Source organism: Nonomuraea sp. NPDC049709 (assembly GCF_040674815.1).
Lineage (GTDB): Bacteria > Actinomycetota > Actinomycetes > Streptosporangiales > Streptosporangiaceae > Nonomuraea.
The window spans coordinates 40,880-60,537 of the sequence record NZ_JBFANM010000053.1; the positions used below are offsets into that span (position 1 = coordinate 40,880).

14 protein-coding genes are annotated in these 19,658 nt (G+C 72.4%); 10 read left to right on the top strand and 4 right to left on the bottom strand.

Annotated features, from left to right (window positions below):
* The first annotated feature begins 289 nt into the window (after window positions 1-289).
* The 3 genes from AB0J69_RS40865 (at window position 290) to AB0J69_RS40875 (ending at window position 5,211) form a co-directional block, all read left to right on the top strand.
* Complete coding sequence (locus tag AB0J69_RS40865; RefSeq protein WP_364129336.1) at window positions 290-2,764, top strand: glycoside hydrolase family 3 N-terminal domain-containing protein; 2,475 nt, start codon at window positions 290-292, stop codon at window positions 2,762-2,764.
* Entirely contained in the window at window positions 2,748-3,782 is a 1,035-nt protein-coding gene (locus tag AB0J69_RS40870; protein ID WP_364129338.1) for a substrate-binding domain-containing protein, read from the top strand. The genes AB0J69_RS40865 and AB0J69_RS40870 overlap by 17 nt, the downstream gene beginning before the upstream one ends.
* A gap of 334 nt (window positions 3,783-4,116) precedes the next feature.
* Complete coding sequence (locus tag AB0J69_RS40875; protein WP_364129341.1) at window positions 4,117-5,211, top strand: NAD(P)-binding domain-containing protein; 1,095 nt, start codon at window positions 4,117-4,119, stop codon at window positions 5,209-5,211.
* 488 nt (window positions 5,212-5,699) lie between these two features.
* Here AB0J69_RS40875 and AB0J69_RS40880 read toward each other — a convergent pair whose 3' ends face one another.
* Complete coding sequence (locus AB0J69_RS40880) at window positions 5,700-6,338, bottom strand: GNAT family N-acetyltransferase (protein WP_364129343.1); 639 nt, start codon at window positions 6,336-6,338, stop codon at window positions 5,700-5,702.
* 136 nt (window positions 6,339-6,474) lie between these two features.
* Between AB0J69_RS40880 and AB0J69_RS40885 the strand changes: the two genes are divergently transcribed.
* A complete protein-coding gene (locus tag AB0J69_RS40885; RefSeq protein WP_364129346.1) occupies window positions 6,475-8,145 on the top strand; it encodes a protein kinase in 1,671 nt (556 codons plus the stop codon).
* 113 nt (window positions 8,146-8,258) lie between these two features.
* On the top strand, window positions 8,259-9,263 hold the full coding sequence (locus tag AB0J69_RS40890; protein ID WP_364129348.1) for a hypothetical protein: 1,005 nt from the start codon (window positions 8,259-8,261) through the stop codon (window positions 9,261-9,263).
* Between the two features lie 65 nt (window positions 9,264-9,328).
* On the opposite strand, the gene AB0J69_RS40895 is transcribed toward AB0J69_RS40890, so the two are convergent.
* The 3 genes from AB0J69_RS40895 to AB0J69_RS40905 form a co-directional block, all read right to left on the bottom strand.
* Entirely contained in the window at window positions 9,329-9,790 is a 462-nt protein-coding gene (locus tag AB0J69_RS40895) for an SRPBCC family protein (RefSeq protein WP_364129351.1), read from the bottom strand.
* 74 nt (window positions 9,791-9,864) lie between these two features.
* Window positions 9,865-11,346, bottom strand: a complete 1,482-nt coding sequence (locus tag AB0J69_RS40900; RefSeq protein ID WP_364129354.1) for a sugar ABC transporter ATP-binding protein — start codon at window positions 11,344-11,346, stop codon at window positions 9,865-9,867.
* A gap of 99 nt (window positions 11,347-11,445) precedes the next feature.
* Complete coding sequence (locus AB0J69_RS40905; protein ID WP_364129356.1) at window positions 11,446-12,246, bottom strand: DeoR/GlpR family DNA-binding transcription regulator; 801 nt, start codon at window positions 12,244-12,246, stop codon at window positions 11,446-11,448.
* 162 nt (window positions 12,247-12,408) lie between these two features.
* On the opposite strand from AB0J69_RS40905, the gene AB0J69_RS40910 reads away from it, so the two are divergent.
* Genes AB0J69_RS40910 through AB0J69_RS40930 form a run of 5 tightly spaced genes read left to right on the top strand, consistent with a single transcriptional unit; the run spans window position 12,409 to window position 19,615 of the window.
* Window positions 12,409-14,934 carry a PA14 domain-containing protein gene (locus AB0J69_RS40910; RefSeq protein WP_364129358.1) on the top strand — a complete coding sequence of 842 codons (2,526 nt, stop codon included), beginning with the start codon at window positions 12,409-12,411 and terminating at the stop codon, window positions 14,932-14,934.
* A gap of 60 nt (window positions 14,935-14,994) precedes the next feature.
* A complete protein-coding gene (locus AB0J69_RS40915; RefSeq protein ID WP_364129361.1) occupies window positions 14,995-16,062 on the top strand; it encodes an ABC transporter substrate-binding protein in 1,068 nt (355 codons plus the stop codon).
* Window positions 16,049-17,689, top strand: a complete 1,641-nt coding sequence (locus AB0J69_RS40920) for a sugar ABC transporter ATP-binding protein (RefSeq protein WP_364129364.1) — start codon at window positions 16,049-16,051, stop codon at window positions 17,687-17,689. The genes AB0J69_RS40915 and AB0J69_RS40920 overlap by 14 nt, the downstream gene beginning before the upstream one ends.
* The gene (locus tag AB0J69_RS40925; protein ID WP_364129366.1) at window positions 17,682-18,665 is read left to right on the top strand and encodes an ABC transporter permease; all 984 of its coding nucleotides are present in this window, start codon (window positions 17,682-17,684) and stop codon (window positions 18,663-18,665) included. The genes AB0J69_RS40920 and AB0J69_RS40925 overlap by 8 nt, the downstream gene beginning before the upstream one ends.
* On the top strand, window positions 18,662-19,615 hold the full coding sequence (locus AB0J69_RS40930; protein WP_364129369.1) for an ABC transporter permease: 954 nt from the start codon (window positions 18,662-18,664) through the stop codon (window positions 19,613-19,615). The genes AB0J69_RS40925 and AB0J69_RS40930 overlap by 4 nt, the downstream gene beginning before the upstream one ends.
* Window positions 19,616-19,658: the final 43 nt, after the last annotated feature.

The window sequence follows — 19,658 nt, forward strand, 5'->3', positions numbered from 1 at the left end:
GGATCGGCACCGTACCGATGCCGCTCGTCCACTCCTCCCAATGTCAGCTCATCGAAACATTTTCGACATGACCGCGGGGGTCGCCAATCTAGGTTTCGGGAATAAAGGTGTCAAGAGTTTGTCGATCAGGCAACCACTGGATTTCCGGCGGGTCACGTGTAAGGTACTTTCGCGCGTGCCTTCAGCTGGGGGTCCGTGAGACCGAAGGTTCCGCGCGGAGTGTCGTCCAGGTGTCGAAACATTTTCGAAAACTTACGACAGCACCGCACCTCTTTAAGGAGCGCAGTACATGACGGCTCTTGATCGGACACCGACGGCGGACCGGGCCCTCCGCCTGTGGCAGGACCCGGCGCTCACCGTGGCCGACCGAGTCGACGCCCTCCTTGCGGAGCTGACCCTGGAGGAGAAGATCGGCCAGCTCGGCAGCCGGTGGATCGGCAACGACATGCAGGAGGCCGAGCCGGAGCCCGGGGCCGAGACGCTCAACGTCGCGCCGATGCAGGACGTGTTCGCCGCGTCGGGCACGATACCCCTGGAAGAGGCGGCCCGTCACGGGCTCGGCCACCTGACCCGCGTCCACGGCAGCGCCCCGGTCACGCCCGAGCAGGGCGCGGCGGACGTCGTGCGCCTGCAGCGGGCCGTCGTCGAGCGCTCCAGGCTCGGCATCCCGGCGATCGTGCACGAGGAGTGCCTGACCGGCTTCACCGCCTACGGCGCCACCGTCTACCCCGCGGCCATCGCCTGGGCGGCCACGTTCGACCCGGAGCTGGTGGCCCGGATGGCGGCCGCGATCGGCCGCGACATGGCCGCCGTGGGCGTGCACCAGGGGCTGTCGCCCGTCCTCGACGTGGTGCGCGACTACCGGTGGGGGCGGGTCGAGGAGACCATGGGCGAGGACCCGTACCTCGTCTCGATGCTCGGCGCCGCCTACGTGCGCGGGCTGGAGAGCGCCGGGATCATCGCCACCCTCAAGCACTTCGCCGGCTACTCGGCCTCGCGGGCGGCCCGCAACCACGGCCCGGTGCCGATGGGGCGGCGCGAGCTGATGGACATGATCCTGCCGCCGTTCGAGACCGCCATCGCGCTCGGCGGCGCCCGCGCGGTGATGAACTCCTACTCCGACGTGGACGGCGTCCCGGCCGTGGCCGACTCCTGGCTGCTGACCGACGTGCTGCGCGGCGAATGGGGCTTCACCGGCACCGTCGTCTCCGACTACTGGGCGGTCCCCTTCCTGGCCACCATGCACCGCGTCGCCGCCGACCCCGAGCAGGCCGGGGTGCAGGCGCTGGCCGCCGGGGTCGACGTCGAGCTGCCCGACACCCTCGGCTTCGGGCAGCACCTGGCCGAGCGGGTGCGCTCCGGCGAGCTGCCGGAGGCCGTCGTGGACCGGGCGGTGCGCCGCCTGCTCACCCAGAAGGTCCAGCTGGGGCTGCTCGACCCGGACTGGTCGCCGGAGGGCTCCGTCGCCGGGGCCGCCTCCGCCGACCTCGACTCCCCGGGCAACCGCGCCCTGGCCAGGGAGCTGGCCGAGCGGTCGGTCATCCTGCTCACCGCCGGAACCGCGCTGCCCCTGCTCGGCGAGGGACGGCCCGCGCCGCGCCGGGTCGCCGTCGTCGGGCCCGCCGCGCACGACCCCCGCACGTTCATGGGCTGCTACGCCTTCCCCAACCACGTGCTGCCCCGCCACCCCGGACTCGGGCTCGGCGTCGAGGCGCCCAGCGTCCTCGACGCGCTCAGGGCGGAGCTGCCCGATGCCGAGATCCGCTACGAGCAGGGCTGCGAGGTGCGCGGCGACGACCGCTCCGGCTTCGCCGCCGCCGTGACCGCCGCCCGCGAGGCGGACGTGTGCGTGGCCGTGGTGGGCGACCTGGCCGGCCTGTTCGGGCACGGCACCTCGGGTGAGGGCTGCGACGCCGAGGACCTGCGGCTGCCGGGCGCGCAGGCGGACCTGCTGGCCGAGCTGGCCACCACCGGCACGCCGGTGGTCGTGGTCGTCGTCTCCGGTCGCCCGTACGCGCTGGGCGAGGTACGGGCCGGTGCCGCCGCGCTCGTACAGGCGTTCATGCCCGGCGAGGAGGGCGGCGCGGCCATCGCCGGCGTGCTCTCCGGCCGGATCCAGCCCGCGGGCCGGCTGCCCGTGCAGATCCCGCGCGGCCCCGGCGGGCAACCGGGCACCTACCTGCAACCACCCCTGGGCACCGACAGCCACGGCATCAGCAACCTCGACCCGACCCCGCTCTTCCCCTTCGGCTACGGCGCCTCCTACACCACCTTCGAGGTCGCCGGCCTGCGGATCAGCGACACCGAGGTGCCCACCGACGGGGAGTTCACGGCGACGGTCACCGTCCGCAACACCGGCGGCCGGGCCGGGGAGGAGGTCGTCCAGCTCTACCTGCACGACGTCCTGGCCCAGGTCACCAGGCCGGTGCGGCAGCTGGCCGGGTTCGCGCGGGTCCGGCTGGAGCCGGGCGGGAGCACGGAGGTGAGCTTCCGCGTACACGCCGACCGCACCGCCTTCACCGGCCGCGACCTGCGCCGGGTCGTCGAGCCCGGGGACGTCGAGGTGCTGGTCGGCACCTCGGCGGCCGACCTGCCCTGCCGGGGCGTCGTACGATTGACCGGCCCGTCGCGGTACGTCGGCCACGACCGGCGGCTCGTCACCCCCGCCGATGTGGGCGCCGATGTGGGCGCCGATGTGGGCGCCGATACGGGCGCGGGCTCCGCCGGGCGGCGGCAAGGGGGTGCAGATGCCGGCCAGTTCTAGGCGCGCCACGCTCGCCACCGTCGCGGCCTCGGCCGGCGTGTCGGTCGCGACCGTCTCCAAGGTGCTCAACGGCCGCAGCGACGTCGCGCCGGCCACCCGCTCGCTCGTGCAGTCGCTGCTGCGCCAGCACGACTACGTCGGCCCGGCGCCGCGCCGCGAGCCCTCCGGGCTGGCCACGGTCGAGGTGCAGTTCGACGCCGACCTCAACGCCTACTCCACCGAGATCATCCAGGGCGCGGTGGCGGCCGGGGCCGAGGCCGGCGTCGGGATCGTGGTCAGCATCAGAAGCGGCACCGAGCGCACCACCGCCTGGGCCCGCGAGCTGGTCGCGGCCGGGCGCCGCGCGCTGATCGCCGTCACCGGCGAGCTGACCGCGGGCCAGCCGGCCGCGCTGGCCAGGGCCCGCCTGCCGCTGGTCCTCATCGACCCGCTCAACCTGCCGCGCACCCGGGTCACCAGCATCGGCTCGACCAATTTCGCCGGCGGGCTGGCCGCCACCCACCACCTGCTCTCCCTCGGGCACCGGCGCATCGCCTACATCGGCGGCCCGGCCACCGCGGCCTGCAACCAGGCGCGGCTGCACGGCTACCGCGCCGCCATGGAGGCCGAGGGGGCGCCGGTCCTGCCCGGCTACGTGCGCTCGAGCCACTTCCACTACCACGACGGGGTGGAGGGCGGGGCGGCGGTGCTCGGCCTGCCGCACGCGCCGACGGCCATCTTCGCGGGCAGCGACGAGATGGCCGTCGGGATCATGGAGGCGGCGCGGGCGCGGGGCCTGCGCATTCCCGAGGACCTCAGCATCGTGGGGTTCGACGACACGCAGATCGCCCAGGTCACCTCGCCGCCGCTGACCACCGTCCGGCAGCCGCTGCGCGAGATGGGCGGGGTCGCGCTGCGGACCGCGCTGCGGCTCGCGGCCGGGGAGAAGATCGACTCCCACCACGTGGAGCTGGCGACGGAACTGGTCGTCCGCGGCTCGACCGCCCCCGTCCCGGCGGGCGGTGGCAGACGGGCTTGACCTCCCGATGCCGGCGTCCGGGCAGGCAGGACCGGCGTTCCAGTACCGGCGTTCCAGTACCAGCGTTGTTGTACCAGCGTTGTTGTACCGGCGTTGTTGTACCGGCGTCCCGGCAGGCAGTACCGGCGTTCCTGTGCCGGCGTCCCGGGCGGGCCCGGTGCACGGCGCGTGAGGGGGCGGCCGCCTTCGCCGTTGCGCTTCCAGCGACCGCCGAAGCGGCCGCGCCCGCCGTCCCGGCCGCGCTCACGCGGCCGGCCTCATGAGCTGAGATCGCACCCTGGCGGGGTTCCGGTCCGGGGGAAGAGCGGCGGGCGCGGCGCGGTTGAAGTGTGTCGTGGAGCTGAGCGAGGTCGTGGTCATCGGCGCCGGGCAGGCGGGGCTGTCCAGCGCGTACTTCCTGCGGAGGTTCGGGTTCGAGCCGGTCGTCCTGGACGCGGCCGACGGCGCCGGAGGGGCGTGGCGCCACCGCTCGCCCTCGCTCACCATGGACAAGGTGCACGGCGTCTTCGACCTGCCCGGCCTGCCCCAGCCGGCCGAGGGGGACGGGCGGCGGCCCGCCGCCGAGGTGGTCCCCGCCTACTACGCCGACTACGAGCGCGTGACGGGGCTCGACGTCGTGCGGCCGGTGCGCGTCACGGCCGTCCGCGACGACGGGGCGGGGGAGCGGTTGGTGGTCGCGACGGACACGGGGGAGTGGGCGGCCCGGGCCGTGGTCAACGCCACCGGCACGTGGACCCGGCCGTACTGGCCCTACTACCCGGGCGCGGCCGGGTTCGCGGGTCGCCAGCTGCACTACGCCGGATACCGGGGGCCGGAGGAGTTCGCGGGGCGGCGGGTGGTCGTGGTCGGCGGCGGGCACTCGGCCATGCACGTGCTCTCGGAGGTCGCCGGCGTGGCCGCCGCGACGACCTGGGTCACGCGCCGGCCGCCCGTGTTCGCGGAGGAGGAATTCAGCGAGGAGGCCCGGCGGGAGGCGGTCGGCCTGGTGGAGGAGCGCGTACGCGCCGGCCTGCCGCCGCAGAGCGTCGTCAGCGTGACCGGCCTGCGTTACAACGCCGTCGTCAGGGAGGCGCTGACTAAGGGGGCGCTGGAGCGGCTGCCGATGTTCGACCGCGTCGTGGCGGGCGGGATCGCCTGGGACGGCGGCGGGTACGTCGCGGCCGACACGATCGTCTGGGCCACCGGCTTCCGCTCGGCCCTCGACCACCTCGCCCCGCTCCACCTCAGGGAGCCGGGCGGCGGCATCCGCGTGGACGGCACACGGGTGCTGCGGGAGCCCCGGCTCCAGCTCGTCGGCTACGGCCCGTCGGCCAGCACGATCGGCGCCAACCGCGCCGGCCGCACAGCCGCCCGCAACGTCCGCACCCTCCTCGCCGCCGCTGGTATCCCGGGCCACCCCGGTGCCGACCCGATCCGCGGCGCCGCCTGACCCGCCACACCGCCCGTAGCGCCCGCACCCTTCCGTCCCCGACCGAACTCCCAGCCGAGTCCCGACCGAACTCCCCGACCGAGCTCCCCGACCGAGCTCCCCGACCGAGCTCCCCGACCGAGCTCCCCGACCGAGCTCCCCGACCGAGCTCCCCGACCGAACTCCCCATCCAGTCCCGGCCGAAGTTCCGGCCGTTCCGGCGCTCACCCGATTCGCGGGGCGGTCTGACCCGCCGCGCCGCGCCGCGCGTAGCGTTCGCCCCCTCAACCCGGCCGGCGGCCCGGTCGTCCCGGCGCTCGCCCGATTCGCGGGCGGCGTGACCCGGCCGCCGCCCGTAGCGTCCTCCTCGCCGCCGCTGGCCGGGCGGTCCCGGCGGGTTGCCCGATCCTGTGGCGCACCGTGTCGGCAGCGCCCTTCAGCGCCCTTCAGCGCCGGTCAGGGCGGGTCGGGGTCGGGCTGGCAGGGTGGTTCGGCGGGTCAGGGGTGGGTCAGCGTTCGGCGACGCCGAAGGCGGTCCAGCCGCGGTCCGGGAAGCCTGCGGCGTTCGCCACGGCCGCTGACGCCGTGTTCGTGAGCGCGTGCAGGTACGTGGGCACCGCCCCCTCGTCCAGCACCCGTCGCGCCGCCTGGGCCACCAGCCGCCGGGCCAGCCCGCGCCCGCGCGCCGCCGGGGCCGTCACCACCGACAGCTCTCGCCCGTACCGGTCGTGGCGTTTGATCCCCACTCCGGCCAGGTGTTCGCCCGAGTCGGGGTCCACCGCCACCAGCACCTCCCCGCCGAACGGCCACAGCCAGTCCGGGACGCCCGGCGCGTCGGCGGGCATCCACTGCCCGGCGTCCGGCAGCGGGGCCGGCCGGGTGCTCCACCGGAAGACGGCCTCGAACCAGCCGCGCTCCGCGTACCCGACCAGTTCGGGCACCTCTCTCAGGGATCGCGCGGCCGTCACCCGCCCCACGTGCTCCGGCGCCACCGACAGCACCGCCCCGTCGGGTGAGCCGACGCCGAGCGCCGGGTAGACGCGGCCGTCCCAGCCGGGTTCGGTGCGTCGCACCGAGCCTGTTACCTGCAGTTTCTCCTGCGGTGGCCACGCACCGAGCCAGTGGCGCAGATGATCCGTGAGTGACACGGAACTACTATAAGAAGTAGTAAAAATACCGATTGCAGCAGGGGTGCGGTTACTCGCGCGAAGGGGCTCGACACGGCCTGTGACACCGGGATAGCGTCCTGACATAAGGATCTTTATCGGCTCAGGAGGTCCCAGGATGGAAGTTCCCGGCTACACGGAGATCCGGGAACTCGGCCACGGTGGGACCGGCCGGGTGATGCTCGCCGTACGCGAGTCCGACGGGCTTGCGGTCGCGATCAAGCACTTATCCGAAACCCTGCGCGAGGACGCCCGGTTCGTCGCGCGGTTCCGGGCCGAGGCCCAGGTCATCCGGGAGATCGACAGCCCCCACACCGCCCGCCTGCTGGACTACGTCGAGGGCGACGACGACGCCGTCATCGTGATGGAGCTGGTCGACGGCATCACGCTGCGCCGGCTGCTGGAGCACGAGGGCGCGACCGGCGCCGAGGCCGCGCTCGCGGTGCTGAAGGGCGCGCTGCTCGGGCTGGCCGAGGCGCACCGGCACGGGATCGTGCACCGCGACTTCAAGCCCGAGAACGTCCTGATCACCCAGGACGGCGACAGCAAGCTCGTCGACTTCGGCGTGGCGGCGCACTTCGGGGAGACGGCCACGCTCGCCGGCACCCCGTCGTACATGGCGCCCGAGCAGTGGGACGACGCCCCGGCCGGCCCGGCGACCGACGTGTACGCCGCGAGCCTGGTGTTCTACGAGTGCCTGACCGGCCACCGCGCCTTCCAGGCCGAGAACGTGGCCGCCCTGGCCTACCAGCACCAGCACGTGCCGCCCCCGCTGGAGGACGTCGCGGAGCCGCTGCGCCCGCTGGTCGAGCACGGCCTGGCCAAGGACCCTTCGGGCCGCCCGGAGTCGGCGGAGGCGTTCCTGGAGGAGCTGGAGGAGGTCGCGCGGGCGGCGTACGGGGAGGAATGGGAGCTGCGGGGGCGTACCGGGCTCGGGATCCTCACGCTGCCCCTGGCAGCGCTGCTGCCGAAGCCCCAGGCGGCCACGGACGGTGGTGGCGGCAGCGCCACGAGCATGTTCCAGAGCACGCTCACGCCGGTCGGCAAGTTCGCGGTGACCGGCGGCCTGGTGCTGGCGACGGCGGCGGCCGTGGCGTCGGCGTTCGTGATCCTGGGCGACACGCCCGACCAGCGGAGCGGCGCCGCCCTGCCGCCCGCCACGTCGGCCCCGCCGTTCACCCCCGGCTCGCCGTCGCCGGTCGAGCCGACGCCCTCCGAGCCCGTGCCCTCGGAGGAGCCCACGGGGAGCGGGCCCATCACGCCGACCATCACGTACGCGGGCCTGCCGACCACGTCGCCCACGGGCGGGCCGCCCCAGGGCACGGGCCGGCCCACGGGCCGCCCGACCAGCGGGGCGACCACCCGCGAACCGACCAGAGAGCCCACGCGCGAGCCCACGAGGGAACCCACCAGGGAGCCCACGCGGACGGGCGGGCCGGCGCCGACCACCCGCCCGCCCACCAGCTCGCCCCCGGACAACGACCCTCCCGCCAGCGACCCGCCCGGCAACGGCGAGCAGCCGCCGCCCGCCACCCGGCCCCCCACGTCGAGCGCGCCCGAGCCGCCGCCGACCAGGGAGAGAGGCCCCCTGATCTCGATCTCGATCAGCGTGTCCCTCGGTCTGCCGCTGCTCGGCGGCGACGGCGACGGGGTGGTGGACGCCGACGTCGGCGTCGGGGTGGGCTCCGGCCTGCTCGGGCTGGTCCTGGTGGTGCCCGGATCGGTGCTGCTCGGACGGCAGATCGTGGTCCGCAGGGTACGCCGGCGCCGCGATGGTGAAAAAGGCTGATTTGCACGCCGGTAGCGCTGATCCCCTACTATCGTGCGTCGGATAGAGGGCGTCCCCCCGGGCTGAATAGTTCATGACCGGAACCTGCCCTGTGGCTCGGGGTAAGGAGAAGAGTGGCGGTTGCGTCCTCCGCCGACCGGCCTGCCCGCACGCCCCGCACGTGGCGGGGCACGAGCGCCGCGCTGGCCGTGGTGCTCCTGCTCGCGGCGGCACCGGCCCAGGCCGATCCCAAGCCCACGGTCAAGCAGCTCAAGAAGGAGCTGGCCGCGCTGCAGAAGGACTCGGACAAGCTCATCACCGAGTACTACAACAGCCGCATCGCCAGGGAGAAGGCGGAGAAGGCCGAGAAGGCGGCCCGCGACAAGCTGGCCGCCGCCCAGGAGGTCTACGACCGCCAGTCCACCGAGCTGCGCGCCATGGCGCTGGCCAAGTACATGGGCGGCGAGCCCGGCCAGATCGCCCTGCTCAGCAGCAGCCAGGACCCCTCCGCCCTGCTCGGCCGGATGGCGCTGACCCAGCACCTGATCGACGTGCAGGACGCCAGGCTGCGCGGTTACGCGGCCGTCAGGAACACCCACCGGCAGGCCAAGGACGAGGCCGCCGCGCGCGCCGGGGAGCTCGAGGAGACCGTCGAGGACCTGGAGGAGCGCAAGGCCAAGGCCGAGAAGCAGATCGAGCGGATCAAGGACAAGATCGACCAGCTCTACACGGCGCCGGGGGTGCGGCGGCCCGACGGCACGTGGGTGCCGCAGCTCCCCGAGGGGTCGGACCACATCACGCCCCGGATGCGGCTGGTCAAGCAGCTCATCCAGGAGCGGTTCGAGGTGCCGTACGGGATCGGCTGCTACCGGGCGATCCAGGACGGCGGCGAGCACCCGCTCGGCCGGGCCTGCGACTTCATGCTGAGCCGGGGCGGCGCGATGCCGTCGGCGGACGAGCTGAAGCGCGGCGACCAGATCGCCGCCTGGGCGATCAAGAACGCCAAGCGGCTGGGGATCATGTACATCATCTTCCGGCAGCGCATCTGGCACGTCAGGACGGGCTCATGGCGCACCATGTCCGACCGGGGCGGCACGACGGCCAACCACTACGACCATCCGCACATCTCGGTCTACTAGTACGCGAGCGACACTTCGCGATCTTGAGAAGGACGGACATCGCCTGGGCGCGGCATCGGCGAGGGCTAACGCTCCACGTAGGCGGCCAGGTTCGCCAGGGAAGAGGCGAGCCCCTCGGCGTGGTCCTCCGCGGAGATGCCGTCCGGGACGTCGTCGGCGACGATGTCGACGCGTGTCCCCGCTTCGACAGCGGTGACCTCCCAGGTCATGGTCATCGTGCCGGCGTAGGCAGGATCGTCGGAGACGAAGTCCACCGCCTGCACGACCCGCACGCCGGGGACGATGTCGACGAAGCGCGCCTCGACGATGTCGGAATCGACGGTCGCCTTGCCGGAGGCGCCGGACGTGTCGGAGTAGGTCAGCACCAACCGGTACGACCCGTCCGGCCGGGCGTCGAACCGCTCGAACCTGCCGGTCATCCCGGCCGGCGGGAGCCACGCCGCGAGCGCCTCGCGATCGACGAGCGCGGCCCAGACACGATCGGGTCGCGCGGTGATCACCCGCGACGCCCTGTCTGTACGTGGCATGGCGCGACCCTAACACCCTCGTGTGTCCTACATGACCCGGGGATTGCCCCGCCCGACGTGGCACCCGCACCCCGCTAGTCCTTCGCCAGGGCCGCCAGCAGACGGTCCTCGGTGACCTCGGGGCCGGTGAGCTGGTCGGTGATCGCGCCGTCTCTGAGGACCACCACGCTGTCGCAGTTCTCGACCAGCTCGGCGACGTCGGAGGAGATGAGCAGGATGGCCAGCCCGTCCACGGCCAGCTCGTCCAGCAGCGCCTGCATCTCCAGTTTGGTGGCCACGTCCACGCCCCTGGTCGGCTCGTCCAGCAGCAGCACCTTGGGGTGCATGGCCAGCCACCGGGCCAGCAGCACCTTCTGCTGGTTGCCGCCCGACAGCTCCCCGGCCGGCTGGCGGGGCGAGACCGCCTTGATGCCCAGCCGCCGCATGAACGTCGCCACGATGGCGTCCACCTGCGCGTCCGACACGATCCCGGCCCGCGACAGGCGCGGCAGGGCGGCCAGCGCGATGTTGTCGCGTACCGAGAGGGTGGGAACGATGCCCTCGGTCTTCCGATTCTCCGGCACCAGGCCGATCCCGGCGCGCACGGCGCTCCTGATCGACCACTTGCGCGCCGCCGAGCCGGCTACGGTGACCTGCCCGGCGTCCACCGGCAGCACCCCCGCGATCGCGCGGGCGGTCTCGCTGCGGCCGGCGCCGAGCAGCCCGCCGAGGCCGACCACCTCGCCGGCCCGCATCACCAGCGACACCCCGTCCAGCACGTGCTGCCGGGTCAGGCCCTTGGCCTCCAGCACCGGCGCGTCGGCGGGCACGTCCGGCTCGCCCGTCTGGAGCGCGGGCTCCACCGGGTGGAACGGCCGGCCCAGCATGAGCGAGACCAGCCGCAGCCGGTCGAGGCCGGCCAGCGGACCCGTGTGCACGACCCGGCCCTCGCGCAGCACCGTGACGCGGTCGCAGATCCCGTAGAGCTCCTCCAGCCGGTGCGTGACGTAGATGACCGAGCGGCCTTCCTCACGCAGCCTGGTCACGGCCCCGAACAGGGTCTCCAGCTCGGCGTGGTCGAGCGCGGTGGTGGGCTCGTCCATGATGACCAGCCGGGCGTCCGCCGAGGCCGCGCGGGCCAGGGCGACGATCTGGCGGGCGCCCTCGCCCAGCGACCCGAGCGGGCGGCGCACGTCCACCTCCAGCCCGTACGCGGCCAGCACCTCTCCGGCGCGGGCGTGCACCGCGGCCGAGTCGATCAGCCCGAGCCGGCCCCTGGGCTCCCTGCCGAGCAGCAGGTTGCGGGCCACGCTCATCGTCGGTACGAGGTTCGTCTCCTGATGGATCGTGGCGATCCCCGCCCGCTTGGCGTCGGCCGGCCCGGCGAACCTGACCGGCTCCCCGAGGAAGCGCAGCTCGCCCGCGTCCGGCTGGTGGACGCCTGACAGCACCTTGACGAGGGTCGACTTGCCCGCTCCGTTGCCGCCGATCAGGGCGTGCACCTCGCCGGTGCGCACGGACAGGGTCACGTGGTCGAGGGCGGTGACACCCTGGAACGCCTTGAGAACGCCAGCCACCTGTAGCACGGTTGCCTCCGCCTCGATCGTGGTCCGGGAAGGAAACGTTCCAGTAACGGGATTGTCACATTCGATCAGAAAAGGCGATCACCGGAGCGATCAGAACTGGGCGACGTGCAGGCGGACGCCGCGCGCGCTCAGCTCGTCGAGCACGTCGCGCGGCGCGGAGTCGTCGGTCACCAGGTGGTCGATGCGGTCGGGCGCGACGGTCTGCACCATCGTGTCCACGCCGATCTTGGTGTGGTCGGCCAGCACCACGACCTCCTCGGCGGCCGCCGCCAGCGCCCGGTCCACCCCCGCCACCTGCATGTTCGGTGTCGACAGGCCACGCTCGGCGGTCAGCCCGTTGCCCGAGACGAACGCCCGGCGCACCCGCAGCCCGGCCAGGGAGTGCTCGGCGGCGCTGCCCACCAGGGCCAGGATCGAGCCGCGCAGCGTGCCGCCGGTCAGCATCACCTCGATCCGCGGCGAGCCGGCCAGCACCTGGGCGACCAGTAGCGAGTTGGTCACCACCGCCAGCTCGGAGTGCCTGGTCAGGCGGCGGGCGAACTCCTGCGTGGTGGTGCCGGGACCGATCACGATCGCGTCGCCGTCCTCCACGAGGGCGCCGGCCAGGTCGGCGATGGCGGCCTTCTCGGCGGACTCCAGGGAGACCTTGTGCGTGTAGCCGGCCTCGCGCGACAGCTCGCCGGGCAGGGTCGCGCCGCCGTGGTGGCGGTTGAGCAGGCCCTCCGACTCCAGCGCGCGCAGGTCGCGGCGGACGGTCACCTCGGAGGAGTGGACGGCCTGGGCCAGCTCGCGCAGCGACACGGCGCCGTTGGCGCGCACCAGCTCGAGGATGCGCTGCCGGCGTTCAGCGGCGAACACGGGCCGGCGTCCGTCGCTCTGCGTGTCGCTCACGTCCCGATCATAGTAGACCCGCCAACATGAGTTCACCTCTGACCGAACGAGAACGAATTTGATCGGAAATCTTGACCGCCTCGGTCCGCCGGTGCTTACTTTGGAGCGTGTCAGGGTCAAAAGCTGTCCGAACCTGATCGGCGCGTTTCGAAAGGACCCCCCGTGCGTAAGCGCCTTGCGTTGCTGCTGGCCGTGTTGATGTCCGTGTTATGGCAGATGCCGGCCCCCGCCTCCGCCCAGTCGGCAGCCCTTCCCGAGCGGAACGGGTTGCGCGGCGACTACTACCTCGCCTCGGCAGCGGGAAAGTTCGACTTCGCCGAGCTCAAGGCGAGCATCATCGACCCGAACCTCGAGCTGGCCGACCTGAACCCGACGTTCAAGCTGCTGACCGGCAGGGAGGACGACGTCACCGTACGGTGGACCGGCCAGATCACCGCCGAGTACACCGAGAGCTACACCTTCTCCATCATCGGCGACAACGGCTTCCGCCTCTGGGTGGACGGCAAGCCGATCATCGACCACTGGGTGGACGACTGGGACCGGGAGCAGATCGGCACCCCGATCGCCCTGGAAGCGGGCCGCAAGTATGACATCAAGGTCGAGTACTTCGAGCACTTCGGCGGCGCCAACCTGCGCCTGCACTGGCAGAGCCCGAGCCGGCCGAAGGCCGTCGTCCCCATGGACGCGCTCACCGTGCCCGCGGACTTCCAGCCGGACGGCCCCTACGACGCCCGGCTGAACACCGCCGGTGACGTCGCGACCCTGACGTACGCCAAGCCGCTGGCCGCGCTGCCCGCCGACGCGGCCAGGAAGCTGGCCGTCACGGTCGGCGCCGCGGCCTGGCCGGTCACCTCCGCGGTGCAGAAGAGCCCGGAGACCGTCGAGCTCAAGTTGCAGTACCCGGTCCCGTCGAAGGCGGGTGGCACCGTCCGCACCTCCTACGACGGCGCCGGCGGCATCGCCTACGCGGACGGCACCCCACTGGCCGCCTACCCCTTCGCCCACGTGGTCAACGCCTCCACCTACGTGCTCAAGAGCAAGTTCGCCGACGACATGAACCCGGCGAACCCGCTGCCCGAGTACCCCCGGCCGCAGCTCGTCCGCGACCGGTGGCGCAGCCTCAACGGCACCTGGCAGTTCGCCCCGGCCAAGGAGGGCGAGGCCGCCCCCTACGGCAAGGAGCTGCCCGAGCGGATCGTGGTGCCCTACCCGGTGGAGTCGCAGCTGTCCGGCATCGGGCGGCACGAGGAGCGCATGTGGTACCGCCGCACGTTCGAGGTGCCCCGCACCTGGCGCGGCGAGCGGCTGCTGCTGCACCTCGACGCGGTGGACTGGGACGCAACGGTCCACGTGAACGGCAAGCAGGTCACCACCCACAAGGGCGGCTACGGCCGGATCAGCGTGGACGTGACCGACGCGCTCAGGCGCTCGGGCCCGCAGGAGCTGGTCGTGGGCGTCCACGACCCCACCGACAACGGCGCCCAGGCCATCGGCAAGCAGCGCCTCAACCCCAGCGGCATCTGGTACACCTCCGTCTCCGGCATCTGGCAGACCGTCTGGATCGAGCCGGTCGCCAAGGACCGCATCGACCGCGTGGACACCACCCCCGACCTGCGCGGCCAGGCGCTGTACGTCACCGTCCAGGGCTCGCCCGGCACCGCCACCGTGATCGCCAGGGACGGCCGGCGCGTGGTCGGCATCGTCCGCGGCCAGGTCGGCAAGGAGCTGCGGCTCCCCGTGCCCGATCCCAAGCTGTGGTCCCCAGACGACCCTCACCTGTACGACCTGGAGGTCAGGCTCAAGCACGACAAGGTCGAGTCGTACTTCGGGATGCGCTCCATCTCGGTCTCCGGCAACCGGATGCTGCTCAACGGGCAGCCGGTCTTCCAGATCGGCCCGCTCGACCAGGGCTTCTGGCCCGACGGCATCTACACGCCGCCGACCGACGAGGCCCTGCGCTACGACCTGGAGCAGACCAAGGCCCTCGGCTTCAACGCCGTGCGCAAGCACGTCAAGGTCGAGTCCGACCGCTGGTACCACCACGCCGACAAGCTGGGCCTGCTGGTCTGGCAGGACATGCCGTCGGCCTTCCGCACGACCGACCGGCCGCAGTTCGAGGCCGAGCTGAAGGAGCTGGTCGACCAGCACCGCAGCAGCCCGTCGATCGTGATGTGGGTGCCGTTCAACGAGGGCTGGGGCCAGTACGACCAGGCGCGCGTCGCCGACATGGTCAAGAGCTGGGACCCCTCGCGCCTGGTGAACAACATGAGCGGCATCAACTGCTGCGGCGCCGTGGACGGCGGCAACGGCGACGTCAAGGACTTCCACATCTACCCGGGCCCCGGCAACCCCGGAAAGCCGTCGGGCGGCCGGGCGAACGTCATCGGCGAGTACGGCGGCCTGGCCCTGCCCGTGGTCGGCCACACCTGGTCCGGCGGCGGCTGGGGCTACGCGGGCGAGCCGGACCGCGAGTCCCTCACCAACCGCTACGTGAACATGGTGGCGGAACTGGCGAAGTTGCACGCCTGCGAGCAGCTCAGCGCCGCGATCTACACCCAGACGACGGACGTCGAGACCGAGATCAACGGCCTCATGACGTACGACCGGGCGATCACCAAGCCCGACGTCAAGCGCGTCCACGACGCGCACGAGGCGCTGACGGGCGCGATCAACCCCACCTGTAGCTGATCCTCTCCCGCGCCCGGGCCCCTGCGGCCCGGGCGCCGCACCTGATAGGAAGGAACCGCGATGACTCCCCATCTCCGGACAGCCGCGTTGGCCCTGGCCGTCCTCCTCACCGCGGCCGCCTGCGCCAAGGCCGAGGAGCCGCAGAGCGCGCCGGCCGTCGCCGGCACGGCCGGTCAGCAGGTCGTCCAGACGCCCTCCGGCACGGCCGGCCCGACGTGCACGCTGCAGCAGTTCGGCGGCACGAAGTTCGACCTCAAGACGGCCACGGTCGGCTTCTCCCAGTCGGAGAAGGAGGCCAACCCGTTCCGCATCGCGGAGACCAAGTCCATCAAGGACGAGGCCGCCAAGCTGGGCATCACGAACCTCAAGGTCACCAACGCCCAGTCGCAGTTCTCCAAGCAGATCACCGACGTCCAGCAACTCATCGCGCAGGGCGTGCAGCTCCTGGTCATCGCGCCGCTGAACTCCGACGGCTGGGAGCCCGTGCTCCAGCAGGCCGCCGCCAAGAAGATCCCCATCATCACGGTCGACCGCAAGATCAACGCCAAGGCGTGCAGCGACTACCTGACCTTCATCGGCTCGGACTTCTACGAGCAGGGCAAGCGCGCCGCCGACCGGATGATCGAGGCGCTGTCGGGAAAGGGCAAGGTCGCCATCTTGCTGGGCGCCCCCGGCAACAACGTCACCACCGAGCGCACGAACGGCTTCAAGGACCGCGTCAAGGAGAAGGCCCCCGAGATCACGATCTCGTTCGAGCAGACCGGCGAGTTCGCCCGCGAGAAGGGGCAGCAGGTCACCGAGCAGCTCATCCAGTCCAACCCCGACATCAACGGCATCTACGCCGAGAACGACGAGATGGCGCTGGGCGCGGTCACCGCGCTGAAGGGCGCGGGCAAGGAGCCCGGCGAGATCAAGATCGTCTCGGTGGACGGCACCCGCAGCGCCGTCCAGGGCATCGCCGACGGCTGGCTGCACGCGGTCATCGAGTCGAACCCGCGCTTCGGCCCGCTCGCCTTCGAGACCGCCCAGAAGTTCCTGGACGGCCAGGCGATCCCCGACAAGGTGATCATCTCCGACCGCGACTACGACACGACCAACGCCAAGGACTCCCTCGGTGAGGCGTACTGAGTTGGAACCGGTTCTCGAAGCTCGGGGGGTCAGCAAGCGCTTCCCCGGCGTGCTCGCCCTCGACGGCGTGTCCCTGGCCCTGCTCCCGGGTCAGGTGCACGCGCTCGTCGGCGAGAACGGCGCCGGGAAGTCCACGCTGATCAAGGTCTTCACCGGCGTGTACCAGCCGGACGGCGGCGAGCTGCGCTACCGGGGTACGGGCGCCGCCTTCGGCACCCCCATGGAAGCGCAGCGCGCCGGGATCTCGACCATCTACCAGGAGGTCAACCTCGTCCCCATGATGTCGGTGGCCCGCAACCTGCTGCTCGGCCGCGAGCCGCGCGGCAGGTTCGGGGTGATCGACGCCGCCGCCATGTACGGCGAGGCCGAACGCGTCCTGTCCGGCTACGGCGTCGAGACCGACGTGCGCCGCCCGCTGCGCACCCTCGGCGTCGGGGCGCAGCAGATGGTCGCCCTGGCGCGGGCGGTGTCGGTGGACGCGCGGGTGGTCATCATGGACGAGCCCACGTCGTCGCTGGAGCCGCGCGAGGTGGACACGCTGTTCGGCGTGATCAGGCGGCTGCGCGACAGCGGGATCGCCGTCATGTACGTCAGCCACCGCCTCGACGAGCTCTACCGCGTGTGCGACCAGGTGACCGTGCTGCGTGACGGCCGCCTGGCGCACACGGGGCCGCTGGCGGAGCTGGAACGACTGAGACTCATCTCCCTCATGCTCGGCCGCGAGCTGAACGAGGTCCGCTCCCAGGGCCTGACCCGGTTCTCCCGCGACCGCCGCGCCGCGCGGCCCACCGCGCCGCCCACCGCACCATCCACCGAGCCGTCCACCGCGCCGCCCGCCCAGCCGGACGAGGCGGCGGCGGGCCCGCACACGAACGGGCAGGTCCCGGTCGTCGAGGCGCGAGGCCTGACGCGCCGTCACGTCCTCGAAGGCGTGGACGTGAGCGTCCGGCCGGGCGAGGTCGTCGGGCTGGGCGGCCTGCTCGGCGCGGGCCGTACCGAGACCGCCAAGGCCATCGTCGGCGCGCTCCCCCTGGACGGCGGGCAGGTGCTCGTGACCGGGCTGCCGCTGCGCGCCGGCTCCACCGCGGCGGCGATCAGGGCGGGCGTCAGCCTGCTGCCCGAGGACCGCAAGGCCGAGGGCATCATCCCGACCCTGTCCGTCCGCGAGAACATCGCCCTGGCCGCCCTGCCCTCCCTCGGCAGGGCGGGCGTGGTGGCCGAGGCGAAGATCGACCGGGTGGTCGAGATCTTCATGCGGAGGCTGAGGATCAAGGCCGCCTCGCCGCACCAGCTGGTCGCCGAGCTGTCCGGCGGGAACCAGCAGAAGGTGCTGCTGGCCCGCTGGCTGGCCGTGCGGCCCAAGGTGCTGCTGCTGGACGAGCCCACCCGCGGCATCGACGTCGGCGCCAAGGCAGAGGTGCAGGGGCTGATCGACGAGCTGGCGCAGGAAGGACTGGGCGTGCTGCTGATCTCCTCCGACCTGGAGGAGCTGGTCGAGGGCGCCGACCGGATCCTCGTGCTGCGCGAGGGCGCGGTCGTGGGGGAGCTGTCGGGCGACGAGGTGACCGAGGAGAGGATCATGGCGACGATCGCCGAGCAGACGATCGCGGGGCAGTCGGATGGCTGAGCTCACGCACGATCGGGGCTCGCAGCGGGGCGGCCGCGTCGCCGTGCTCAAGCCGCAGGTGTACGCCTGGGTGCAGGACTACGGCGTGTACGCGGCCGTGCTCGTCCTGCTGCTGTTCAACGTGCTGTTCACCCCGCACTTCCTGGACGCGTCGAACTTCCGCACCCAGCTCGTCCAGGTCACCCCCATCGTGATCGTCTCGCTGGGCATGGCGCTGGTGATCGGCACCCAGGGCATCGACCTGTCGGTCGGCTCGGTGATGGCGCTGGCCGCCGCGCTGACCGTGCTCTACCTCGGGTACGGCTGGTTGCCCGCCCTCCTCGTGGCCGTGGTCGGCGGCGCGGTCGTGGGCGCGGCGGGCGGGGCGCTGGTGGCGTACGTCGGGGTGCAGCCCATCGTGGCGACGCTGGCGCTGCTGGTCGGCGTGCGCGGGCTGGCGAACGTCCTGGTGCCGCAGCTCGTCGAGTTCCGCAACCCCGGCCTGATCGCCCTGGGCAGCAGCTCGGTGGCCGGAATCCCGGTCATCGTGCTCATCGCCGCCGCGCTGACGCTGATCGTGCTGTTCGTGGTGCGGCGCACCACGTTCGGGCGGCAGGTCGTCGCCATCGGCGGCAACCGGTCGGCCAGCGAGCTGTCCGGCCTGCCGGTCAAGCGGGTGCTGCTGATCGTGTACGTGATCTCCGGCCTGCTCGCCGCCCTGGCCGGGGTGCTGGCCACGGCTCGGCTGCAGGCCAGCGACCCGACCTCGCTCGGCCTGTTCATCGAGCTGTCGGCGATCACCGCCGTCGTGGTCGGCGGCACGCCGCTGACCGGCGGCCGGATCAGGGTGCTCAGCACGGTCATGGGCGCGCTGCTCATGCAGCTCCTCGCGGCCACGCTGATCAAGCACAACCTCCCGCAGTCGTGGACCCAGATGGTCCAGGCGGTCATCATCCTGGCCGCCGTCTACGCCACCAGGAAGCGGGGGACCCGATGAACCGCGAGCAGGTGAGCCGGACGCTCCAGCAGCACGGCGCCGTCATGGTGCTGGGGCTGCTGGTGATCGTGGGCAGCCTGGCCTTCGACTCCTTCGCCACGCCGGCGAACGCGGCCAGCGTGGTCGTGTCCTCGTCGTTCCTCGCGATCATCGCGATCGGGATGACGTTCGTGATCATCAGCGGCGGGATCGACCTGTCGGTGGGGTCGCTGTTCGTCCTGGGCGGGGTGCTGGCGGCCTACGGCTCGCAGTACGGCCCGGCCGTCGCGCTGCTGCTGCCGCTGGCGGTGTGCGGGGTGGTGGGGCTGCTGCAGGGCCTGGTGATCGCGCGTACGGGGATGGCCCCGTTCATCGTGACCCTGGCCGGGCTGCTCGGCGTGCGCGGCCTGATGCTGGCGATCTCCGACGAGGGCGCCACCACCTACCTCGTCAAGGACCGCTCCTTCGCCGCCCTCGGGCAGGGCGAGATCCTCGGCCTGTCCTACCCCGTCCACATCACCATCGCCCTGGCCCTGGTCGCGATGGTGCTGCTGCAGCGCACGGGCTTCGGCCAGAACGTCTACGCCATCGGCGGCAACGAGCAGGCCGCGGCCCTGATGGGCGTGCCGGTCTCGCGGACGAAGGTGTACGTGTACGTCATGTCGGGCCTGCTCGCGGGCCTGGCCGGCGCCCTGAACGCGGCACGGCTCTCCTCCGGCGTGACGATCCTCGGCATCGGCCTCGAACTGGACGCCATCGCCGCCGTGGTGATCGGCGGCACCCTGCTGACCGGCGGCGCCGGCGGCATCACGGGTTCGGTGGCCGGGGTGCTGCTGCTCGGCGTCATCCAGAGCCTGATCAACCAGGTCGGGAGCCTGACCTCGGCGTTCCAGCAGGTGGTCAGCGGCGTGTTCCTGGCACTCGTGGTGGTCGCGCAGCGGCTGCTGAGCAAGGCGCAGCGGCTGACCTGACCGGCGGGTCCCCGGGACCATTTCCCGGGGACCTTCGATCGGG

What these genes read in the sequence shown, in the direction of transcription:
- AB0J69_RS40865 (WP_364129336.1), top strand. Translation starts at nt 290, where the DNA reads ATGACGGCTCTTGATCGGACACCGACGGCGGACCGGGCCCTCCGCCTG.
- AB0J69_RS40870 (WP_364129338.1), top strand. Translation starts at nt 2,748, where the DNA reads ATGCCGGCCAGTTCTAGGCGCGCCACGCTCGCCACCGTCGCGGCCTCG.
- AB0J69_RS40885 (WP_364129346.1), top strand. Translation starts at nt 6,475, where the DNA reads ATGGAAGTTCCCGGCTACACGGAGATCCGGGAACTCGGCCACGGTGGG.
- AB0J69_RS40895 (WP_364129351.1), bottom strand. Translation starts at nt 9,790, where the DNA reads ATGCCACGTACAGACAGGGCGTCGCGGGTGATCACCGCGCGACCCGAT.
- AB0J69_RS40915 (WP_364129361.1), top strand. Translation starts at nt 14,995, where the DNA reads ATGACTCCCCATCTCCGGACAGCCGCGTTGGCCCTGGCCGTCCTCCTC.
- AB0J69_RS40925 (WP_364129366.1), top strand. Translation starts at nt 17,682, where the DNA reads ATGGCTGAGCTCACGCACGATCGGGGCTCGCAGCGGGGCGGCCGCGTC.
- AB0J69_RS40930 (WP_364129369.1), top strand. Translation starts at nt 18,662, where the DNA reads ATGAACCGCGAGCAGGTGAGCCGGACGCTCCAGCAGCACGGCGCCGTC.